The sequence below is a fragment of the Marinospirillum insulare DSM 21763 genome (assembly GCF_000686905.1).
GTDB classification, from domain to species: Bacteria; Pseudomonadota; Gammaproteobacteria; order Pseudomonadales; family Halomonadaceae; genus Marinospirillum; species Marinospirillum insulare.
Genome location: NZ_JMLW01000048.1, coordinates 1 through 9,257, shown reverse-complemented (window position 1 = coordinate 9,257; position 9,257 = coordinate 1). Strand labels below are relative to the sequence as shown.

The window sequence follows — 9,257 nt, the reverse complement described above, 5'->3', positions numbered from 1 at the left end:
TTTACTTTGCAGACCCTTATGCTTCTTGGCAACGTGGATTGAATGAAAATACAAATGGCTTAATACGTCAATACTGCCCCAAAGGTTCATGCTTTAAGCACTTAGATGATGAGCATTTTGAATTCATTATGCATCGTTTAAATAACCGACCTAGGAAAACACTTGGAATGAAAACACCAAATGAAGTATTGTTTGAAGAATTACAGGCTGTTGCACTAGCAAGTTGAATCCAAGATGTAAGAAAGTTACTTAATACACTTCAGCAAAGCTATTCAAAATCACCATATAGCGAAAGCGTATATCCTATCATCGAAGATATATTAAATTACGAAAAAAGAGATATTCCAAACCTATGCCTGTACTCTTATAAAAAGATTTTTAACTATTTAGGAATTAATAAAGAAATTATTTTCTCAACTGACTTAGAATACGACAGAACACAAGCAGCTGATCAAAAGCTTGTTTCTATTTGTAAAGAGTTAGGTGGTGCTGAGTATATAAATAGTCCCGGCGGTAGAGAACTTTATAATACAGAAATTTTTCAGCCACATGGAATTGAATTGAAATTTATTGAAACGAACATTGAAGAATACCCGCAGTATGGGGCAAAGGAATTTGTACCTTACTTGTCTATCATAGATATTTTAATGAACTTACCAAAAGAGCAAGTAATTGAGCAAATGAAAAGTTATAAGTTGGTAGATTAATGCAAATAAACAATAAACCTATCGGTGGTTATTTTGAGTTAGAACTTCCTAAAAGCCAAAACTACCCCTACCCAGAAGCTTTTAAATACCAATCTGCACGCTCGGCATTTTATGCATTATTAGAAAAAATAAAACCAAGTAAGGTTTACATGCCGCGCTATATTTGCGATACCATGATTGCGCCACTAAGAGCTTTGGCAATAGATATTGATTATTACAGCATATCTAAAGATTTAGACTGCAAGTTTACAGGCAGACTAAAAGATAATGAAATTTTGTTCTATGTGAACTACTTTGGCTTATGCACAAGCCACCAAGAAAATTTATTAAAAAAATATCCTGCTAATCAATTAGTTTTCGATCATTCACAAGCATTTTTTCAAAAACCTTTGGATGCTTTGGCAACAATATATTCTCCAAGGAAGTTCTTTGGCGTTCCAGATGGCGGACTTTTAGCTACTAATTTAGATATAACCGAACCTGAAGAAATAGATACTGGCTCTATAGATAGAGCGTCACATTTACTTAAACGGTTAGCAGGTGAGCCAGAAGATGGGTATTCAGACTATCAAGAGAATGAAAATAGTTTAAATAACCTACAGCCCAAGAAAATGTCGCAGCTAACAGAAAGATTGTTAGCTAGTATTGATTATGAGTCTATAAAAGAAATAAGAAATGCAAACTTTATCTATTTGCACGACAAGTTTAAACATTTAAACGAGTTAGAAATAGAAAGCTTTGATGCACCACTGTCATATCCGTTACTGTCATATCAAGATAGAGGGGTAGAATTAATTAAAAAAAGAATTTTTACCCCTACCTACTGGCCTGATGCGCTAGATAGATGTAAAGGAAATCAAGAAGAATATTTAATAAATAATTTATATCCCTTACCGATAGATCAGCGATACAGCAAAAATGATATGGATAGGCTTATAATCTCGTTAAAAATTAATTAAAAGGTTTGGATATGGCTGCATCTGAAAATCGTACTGAAAAATATGCACGTGTTGGTTCACTCGAAGACTTACTTAAAGAGTTGAATAAAAATTTAGCAGGGGCTAATAAGAAATATTTAGACGATAAATCGGAAAAGTTTTCTAAAGTTTTTATTGTGGGTCCACCCCGTTCTGGTACCACCTTGTTTACTCAATGGCTTGCTAATACTGGGCTGGTTTCTTATCCAACTAATTTATTATCACGATTTTATGGTGCGCCTTTGGTTGGGGCTAAAATACAACAACTGTTAACTGACCCTAAATATAATTTTCGTAATGAAATTTTAGACTTTAATTCTGATATTGACTTTAGCTCTGAAAATGGAAAAACCAAAGGCGCACTAGCACCTAATGAGTTTTGGTATTTTTGGCGCCGTTTTCTACCCTATGGTGAGCTAGATTATATGTCACCAGAAGAACTACATAAAAAAGCAAATTTAAGTGGATTTCGTGATGAGTTAAATGCTTTAGCAAACATTTTTGAAAAACCATTTGCCATGAAAGGGATGATTATGAACCAAAGCATCCCAGAATTAAATAAACAATTCGACAAAGCTTTGTTTATTCATATTCACCGTGATCCAGTGTTTAATATCCAATCTGCTTTGGAAGCTCGTAAACGCCAATATGGTGATATAAATACTTGGTACTCTTTTAAAATAAAAGAGTACCCTGAACTAAAAAACCTCGATCCACTTGAATCCGTTGCAGGTCAAATTACAGCTATTAATAAATCAGTAGAAAAAGGTATCTCAGGTTTACCTGAGCATAAAAAACTAGTAGTTCAGTATGAAGACTTCTGCAAACGACCAGAATACTATTATGGCTTATTAGTAGATAAAATAAAAACACATGATGGCTTGAGTAGCAATGTAGCTCCAAGTTACCAAGGTAAAAAATCTTTTAATATTACAAATAATTGGCGGATTATAGAATACAATAAAGTAGCTGCAAAAGAAACCATTTCAAAAAATTTAGGTCATTAGTATGAAATGCTATAGAGTTGAACTTTCACCTGAAGATTTTAATTCCAAAATAAAATTAATAGAAATAAAACACCTTGTTTGCAATAGATCCAGTATGCCTAGCTCTCCTAAATATACTAACACTGGCTATTGTTATATAATATTAAAATGTTCAGATTTTGAAGCGAAAAAATATATGGTAAAGGGAGTTTTAGTGGATGGATGTTATACAGTAATACCTTGCGAAATTTAATCAAAACTAACCAAAGCCCAACCATGCCCCTTACCCATCTCCAACGCCTTGAAGCCGAGTCCATTCACATTATGCGTGAAGTGGTGGCAGAAGCTGAAAACCCCGTCATGCTTTATTCCGTCGGTAAAGACAGTGCGGTGATGCTGCACTTGGCGATGAAGGCTTTTGCGCCTTCGTTACCGCCTTTTCCTTTAATGCACGTAGATACACGCTGGAAGTTTCGTGAAATGTACGACTTGCGTGACCAGCGTGTAAAAGAAACTGGCTTAGATTTGTTAGTACACATCAACCCCGAGGGTATTGAACAAGACATTAACCCCTTTACCCACGGTTCTGCGGTGCATACCGATGTGATGAAAACTGAAGGCTTAAAGCAGGCTTTAGATAAATACGGTTTTGATGCGGCTTTTGGTGGTGCGCGTCGCGATGAAGAAAAATCCCGTGCTAAAGAGCGTATTTTTTCTTTTCGTACTGAACAACACCGTTGGGACCCTAAAAACCAACGCCCAGAATTATGGAAACTCTATAACGCCCGTAAACACAAGGGCGAGTCGATGCGTGTTTTCCCGATTTCTAACTGGACTGAGTTAGATATTTGGCAATACATATATTTAGAAGGCATTCCTATAGTGCCCTTGTATTTTGCTGCTGAACGCCCTGTAGTCGAGCGTGATGGCACGCTGATTATGGTGGATGATGAGCGTATGCCTTTAAAGGATGGCGAAGTGCCGATGATGAAAAAAGTGCGTTTCCGTACTTTGGGCTGTTACCCCTTAACTGGCGCGGTGGAATCCAACGCAGAAACCCTACCCGAAATTATTCAAGAAATGCTGTTAGCCAATACTTCTGAACGCCAAGGTCGCGTGATAGATCACGATGCGGCTGCTTCCATGGAAAAGAAAAAGCAGGAGGGCTACTTCTAATGGCGGAATTATCTGATTTAATTGCTACCGATATCGAGCAATACCTAAAAGCCCACGAAAACAAAAGCCTGTTGCGTTTTATTACCTGCGGCAGTGTCGATGATGGTAAAAGTACTCTAATTGGGCGTTTGCTGTTTGAATCTAAAGTCTTGTTTGAAGACCAGTTAAGCAGCATAGAAGCCGATTCTAAAAAACACGGTACACAAGGCGAAGAACTGGATTTAGCCCTACTGGTTGATGGCCTAGCCGCCGAGCGTGAACAAGGCATTACTATAGACGTAGCTTATCGTTTTTTCTCCACTGACAAACGCAAGTTTATTGTGGCGGACACTCCTGGGCATGAACAGTACACCCGTAACATGGTCACGGGCGCTTCCACGGCTGATGCGGCGATTTTAATGGTCGATGCACGTAAAGGTATTTTGACCCAAACCCGTCGCCACAGTTACTTAATGGCTTTAATTGGTATTCGTAATCTTGTGGTTGCCATTAACAAAATGGATTTAGTGGATTATTCCGAAAGCGTTTACAACCAAATCGTTGCCGACTACCAAGCCTTTGCACAGCAAATTGGCATAGAAAATATCACCTTTATTCCCTTGTCGGCTTTTAAAGGCGACAACATCACCACCAACAGCCAACGCACCCCTTGGTATCAGGGGGTGCCGTTAATGCACTATTTAGAAAACGTGGAACTCGACAATGAGCGTTTACAAAACGCACCCTTTCGTTTGCCAGTGCAGTGGGTTAACCGCCCTAATTTAGATTTTCGCGGGTTTGCTGGCACGATTGCCAGTGGTGTGGTGCAAGTGGGTGATGCCATACAGGTACAGCCTTCGGGCCGAACCAGTCAAGTAGAACGCCTTGTGTTGGGTGATGATGACTTACCAGTAGCCGTAGCAGGCCAGTCGATTACCCTAACCCTTACCGATGAAATTGATGTTTCGCGCGGTGATGTCATAGCCGCCCAAACTTCACCCCCTGAAACTGCCGACCAGTTTGAAACCAACCTAGTGTGGCTGCATGAAGAAGCTTTGCTACCCGGCCGGCGTTATTTAATGAAAATTGGTACTAACACCGTTTCAGCGCAAATCAGTGAAATAAAACACCAAGTTGATATTAATACCCAAGAATTATTACCTGCCAAAACCTTGGAATTAAATGCCATAGGCGTGTGCAATCTTTCGCTTGATCGAGCCATCGCCTTTGATGCTTATACAGCCAACCAAGATACAGGCGGTTTTATTTTAATCGACCGGCTAACCAATAACACCGTGGGCGCTGGCATGTTGAACTTTGCCCTGCGCCGCAGCCAAAATATTCACCTACAACCCTTAGATGTAAACAAAGCCGCTCGTGCTGAAGCCAAGCAACAAAAACCCTGTGTGCTTTGGTTTACCGGCTTATCGGGGTCGGGTAAATCCACCATTGCTAACCAAGTAGAAAAGCAACTCCATGCACTAGGCCAACATACCTACTTGTTAGATGGCGATAACGTGCGCCACGGATTAAACCGTGATTTAGGCTTTACCGATGCCGACCGAGTAGAGAACATTCGCCGTGTGGCTGAAGTCAGCAAGTTAATGGCGGATGCAGGCTTAATTGTACTTACCGCCTTTATTTCTCCTTTTAGAGCCGAACGTAAAATGGCCAAAGATTTAATGGCCGAAGGCGAATTTTTAGAAGTCTTTGTAGATACACCTTTAAGCGTGGCAGAAGAACGTGATGTAAAAGGCTTATACAAAAAAGCCCGCGCTGGTGAATTGAAAAACTTCACCGGCATAGATTCTGCCTATGAAATCCCCAAAGCACCGGCTATACACATTAACACCACAAAACAAACCGCCGAAGCCGCTGCCGATGAAATAATTCAAGCGCTTATAGAGCGTGACATTATTGATGGTTAAACATAAAACCTAATGTTCAATTTGCTCGTGCTTTCAGGCGTATTAGTTGGTTTAATCGGTACATTAATTTTTACCCGATTCAAGCCCATTTATGTTTTTGGTACTGCCTTGCTGGTGGTTTATTTCACAGGGCAAATAACCAGCCAGCAGCTATTAAGTAACTTTGTGAACCCTGCTTTAGTAAGTTTATTTTTGCTGTTAATCGCTGCCGTTGCCTTAGAAAAAACCCGCCTAGTGCAAGGTTTAGCCAGTAGCTTACTTAAAGGTAAAGAGCGTTTTGTGCTGCTAAAATTGATGTTTAGTGCTGGAATGCTTTCTTCTGTCACCAATAACACTGCGGTGGTTGCCACCCTAATGGGCCCAATTGGGCGCAACCAACAAACACCGCCCAGCCGTTTACTAATTCCTTTGTCTTACGCGGCTATTTTAGGCGGTACGCTCACCTTAGTGGGTACTTCAACTAACTTAATCGTGCAGGGGTTAGCGCAAGATGCAGGGTTAGAAGGTTTTAACTTTTTTGACTTCACACTAATAGGCTTACCCATTTTTTTATTGGGCATTTTACTGATTAGCTTCATCTATAAACTGCTGCCCAACAATGGCTTTACTAGCCAAAAAACACCCAGCCATTATTTTACTGAACTCACCTTGGCAGCTCACTCGCCCCTAGTCGGGAAAAGCATTAACGAAGCAGGCTTACGCCAATTAGAAACTTTATTTTTGGTGGAAGTGATACGCGGTAGCGAGTTGATTTCACCTGTAAAACCCACCGAACGCTTACAAGCCAACGACCAGCTAGTTTTTTCAGGCGATATAAACCAAGTACACCTGCTAGAAGCCCTACCCGGTTTAGAGCTAGATGAAGGTGTGGTGGATTTACCCAAACATAACCTAGTGGAAGTGGTGATTAGCCCCACATCTGCCTTAATCAATAAAAGCATTAAAGACGCTAATTTTAGAAGCCAGTTTGATGCGGCTGTAGTGGCAGTTAAGCGCGGTAATCAAAAACTCTCCGGTGGTTTAGGTGCTTTGCAATTACGCCCAGGCGACTTGCTGGTATTAGCCGTGGGTGTAGACTTTAGCCAACGCACTAACCTAGCCAGAAATTTTATAGTGGTGAAGGGCGTAAAAGCCCCACAGCAACACCAAGGTAAAAACGGAGTTTTAATACTTCTAAGCTTTTTAGCTGCTTTGTTTACTGCCGCCACAGGTTTTTTAACCTTATTAGATGCACTTTTATTACTGGTGGCAGGCTACCTAGCCACAGGCGTGTTAAGCATTACCGAAATACGCCGCCGCGCCCCTTTTGAATTATTGCTGGTTATCGGCTGCTCCCTCGGCATCGCCCAAGCCATGCTTAGTTCTGGTTTAGCCGACCTACTAGCAGAACAAATCATTAGCCTGTTTTCCATCTGGGGCTTAACTGGCGCACTCATTGGGCTTTACCTAACTACCTGGCTATTAACTGAACTGATTACCAACAACGCCGCAGCAGCTTTAGCCTTCCCGATAGGCTTAGCCATAGCGCAACAATTTGGAGTGGATGCCAAACCGCTACTACTAACCATCGCCTTCGCCGCCAGCGCATCCTTTATAACCCCCTACGGCTACCAAACCAACTTAATGGTTTATACCGCAGGTAATTACAGATTTGTGGACTACCTTAAAACAGGCTTACCCTTAGCAGTGGTTTATGGGGTGGGGGTTTGTGGAATGGTGGTTTGGGTATTTCTGTTTAATAAAATGAATTAAATGCTCTACTTAAATTCTTAGAAGGCTACTATGGAAAAGCTATTTTTACATATTGTATTAGATGAAAAATTTCCCGACTCTGCACATGATTTATTTGAAGCCACATCACCCAATACAAGCGATTACATACTTTTAGGGAAAAAACATCCAATAAAGCATCTTAAAAAAATTCAGCCAAAAAGAATAAATTACACAAAAATATTAAATCCACTATTTATAAGTTCGCTAAAAAAATATCAAGCAGTATTTATGCACGGTATGACAAAACTAAATTTAGAAATAATAGCCCGCTCCAGTAATAAAGTTAATTTTGTCTGGATAGGAATGGGGTTTGATTACTATGATTTAATTTATAACGATGATAATAAACTTTATGAAAAAGGCACATTAAACTTAAAAAAAGAATTAGATAGACAAACAGAAAAAAAACAAAAAAACACCAAAATAAAATTTAAGATAAAAAATAAAATACATCAGATTTTATATCGAAAGCACAAAAACAAGAAAAAAATACTGAATAAAATAAACTACTTCTCCCCCGTTTTAGAGAGTGAATACAATTTAATAAAAGAGAAGTATAGTGACTTTAAGCCTAAGTATGTTTTCTGGAATTATGGAAATCTAGGTAAGGCAATTACTACATACAAAGAAAGTGAAACGAATAAAGAAACAAGTATATTACTAGGAAATAGTGCAACAGCAACTAACAACCATAAAGAAGTAATAGAGTTACTAAGTAAAACCAACCTAGATAAAATAGACAAAGTAATAATGCCACTAAACTATGGCAGTAAAATATACGCTGAAAAAATAAAAGAATTTGGTGTTAAAAAAATTGGTGAAAAAATTAAAACTATTGAAGATTTTATCCCACCCAATGATTATATGAAGCTACTAGAAACATGTAAAACAGTAATAATGAACCATAAAAGACAACAAGCTGGTTTTAATATATCAGCAACACTATACTTTGGCTCGAGAGTAATTTTAAATGAAAAAAACCCATTTTATAAATACTACAAAAATGAAGGAGTTATACTAAATAACATTAAAGAACTATTAGATGATCCATCATTATTACACAAGGAACTAAGTGTAGAAGAAAAGTTAAAAAATAAAACAATAATTACAAAATTAAGATCTTGGGATACCGCGCTAGAAAAAACCAAACAATTAATAGAAACAGTTTCTAAAAAAAATACCTGAAATATTTAGATTTATGTTATTGCAACATTAAAAATGTTTTATATTAAAAGTTAAAAACGGAGATTCAATGAAGCAAAATTTAACTCTAAGTCAACTAAAAAAAACCTCTCCAACTTTCATACTTGGCAATCAAAAATCTGGAACAACAGCTATAGCTGCTTTACTAGCTCAAGCGACAGACTCCTCAGTTGCACTTGATAACGTAAAAGCAATCTTGGATTCAACTTGCTAGTGCAACAGCCTGTAATTCTTCAAACAATACTTCATTTGGTGTTTTCATTCCAAGTGTTTTCCTAGGTCGGTTATTTAAACGATGCATAATGAATTCAAAATGCTCATCATCTAAGTGCTTAAAGCATGAACCTTTGGGGCAGTATTGACGTATTAAGCCATTTGTATTTTCATTCAATCCACGTTGCCAAGAAGCATAAGGGTCTGCAAAGTAAAAGTCACAATTCAGTGCTTTTGCAATGGCTTGATGCTCAGCAAACTCTTTACCATTATCTGCCGTTAGAGTATGTACTAAACCAACAGAAGCAAAGGGTG

Annotated in this window: 9 protein-coding genes and 1 pseudogene; 9 read left to right on the top strand and 1 reads right to left on the bottom strand. The window is 38.6% G+C overall.

Annotated elements, in window-relative coordinates:
• The 9 genes and pseudogenes from BP27_RS17275 to BP27_RS17180 form a co-directional block, all read left to right on the top strand.
• Nucleotides 1-227 (top strand): annotated as a pseudogene (locus tag BP27_RS17275) (IS30 family transposase); the annotation flags it as partial.
• Nucleotides 228-707 (top strand): WbqC family protein, encoded by a 480-nt coding sequence (locus BP27_RS17600; RefSeq protein ID WP_084324608.1) that lies wholly within the window; start codon nucleotides 228-230, stop codon nucleotides 705-707.
• A complete protein-coding gene (locus BP27_RS0112945) occupies nucleotides 707-1,666 on the top strand; it encodes a hypothetical protein (RefSeq protein ID WP_036240332.1) in 960 nt (319 codons plus the stop codon). Before BP27_RS17600 ends, BP27_RS0112945 begins: the two co-directional genes overlap by 1 nt.
• An 11-nt stretch (nucleotides 1,667-1,677) precedes the next feature.
• On the top strand, nucleotides 1,678-2,691 hold the full coding sequence (locus tag BP27_RS0112940; protein WP_027851902.1) for a sulfotransferase: 1,014 nt from the start codon (nucleotides 1,678-1,680) through the stop codon (nucleotides 2,689-2,691).
• Between the two features lie 201 nt (nucleotides 2,692-2,892).
• Nucleotides 2,893-3,846, top strand: coding sequence for a sulfate adenylyltransferase subunit CysD (gene cysD / locus BP27_RS0112935; RefSeq protein ID WP_084324607.1), 954 nt, complete (start codon nucleotides 2,893-2,895; stop codon nucleotides 3,844-3,846).
• Nucleotides 3,846-5,753 (top strand): sulfate adenylyltransferase subunit CysN, encoded by a 1,908-nt coding sequence (gene cysN / locus BP27_RS0112930; RefSeq protein WP_027851900.1) that lies wholly within the window; start codon nucleotides 3,846-3,848, stop codon nucleotides 5,751-5,753. Before cysD ends, cysN begins: the two co-directional genes overlap by 1 nt.
• A gap of 12 nt (nucleotides 5,754-5,765) precedes the next feature.
• The gene (locus BP27_RS0112925; RefSeq protein WP_027851899.1) at nucleotides 5,766-7,505 is read left to right on the top strand and encodes an SLC13 family permease; all 1,740 of its coding nucleotides are present in this window, start codon (nucleotides 5,766-5,768) and stop codon (nucleotides 7,503-7,505) included.
• A 30-nt stretch (nucleotides 7,506-7,535) separates the two neighbouring features.
• Nucleotides 7,536-8,711, top strand: coding sequence for a TDP-N-acetylfucosamine:lipid II N-acetylfucosaminyltransferase family protein (locus tag BP27_RS0112920; RefSeq protein WP_027851898.1), 1,176 nt, complete (start codon nucleotides 7,536-7,538; stop codon nucleotides 8,709-8,711).
• A gap of 67 nt (nucleotides 8,712-8,778) precedes the next feature.
• The gene (locus BP27_RS17180) at nucleotides 8,779-8,943 is read left to right on the top strand and encodes a sulfotransferase (RefSeq protein ID WP_150112070.1); all 165 of its coding nucleotides are present in this window, start codon (nucleotides 8,779-8,781) and stop codon (nucleotides 8,941-8,943) included.
• Here BP27_RS17180 and BP27_RS0112910 read toward each other — a convergent pair.
• Nucleotides 8,932-9,257 (bottom strand): IS30 family transposase (locus BP27_RS0112910; protein ID WP_027851897.1); only part of this gene is annotated, 326 nt, incomplete at its 5' end. The two genes, BP27_RS17180 and BP27_RS0112910, sit on opposite strands and share 12 nt — an antisense overlap.

Coding starts and splice junctions, on each gene's coding strand:
- BP27_RS0112940 (WP_027851902.1), top strand. CDS start 1,678: ATGGCTGCATCTGAAAATCGTACTGAAAAATATGCACGTGTTGGTTCA.
- cysD (WP_084324607.1), top strand. CDS start 2,893: ATGTTATACAGTAATACCTTGCGAAATTTAATCAAAACTAACCAAAGC.
- BP27_RS0112945 (WP_036240332.1), top strand. CDS start 707: ATGCAAATAAACAATAAACCTATCGGTGGTTATTTTGAGTTAGAACTT.
- BP27_RS0112920 (WP_027851898.1), top strand. CDS start 7,536: ATGGAAAAGCTATTTTTACATATTGTATTAGATGAAAAATTTCCCGAC.
- BP27_RS17180 (WP_150112070.1), top strand. CDS start 8,779: ATGAAGCAAAATTTAACTCTAAGTCAACTAAAAAAAACCTCTCCAACT.
- BP27_RS0112925 (WP_027851899.1), top strand. CDS start 5,766: ATGTTCAATTTGCTCGTGCTTTCAGGCGTATTAGTTGGTTTAATCGGT.
- cysN (WP_027851900.1), top strand. CDS start 3,846: ATGGCGGAATTATCTGATTTAATTGCTACCGATATCGAGCAATACCTA.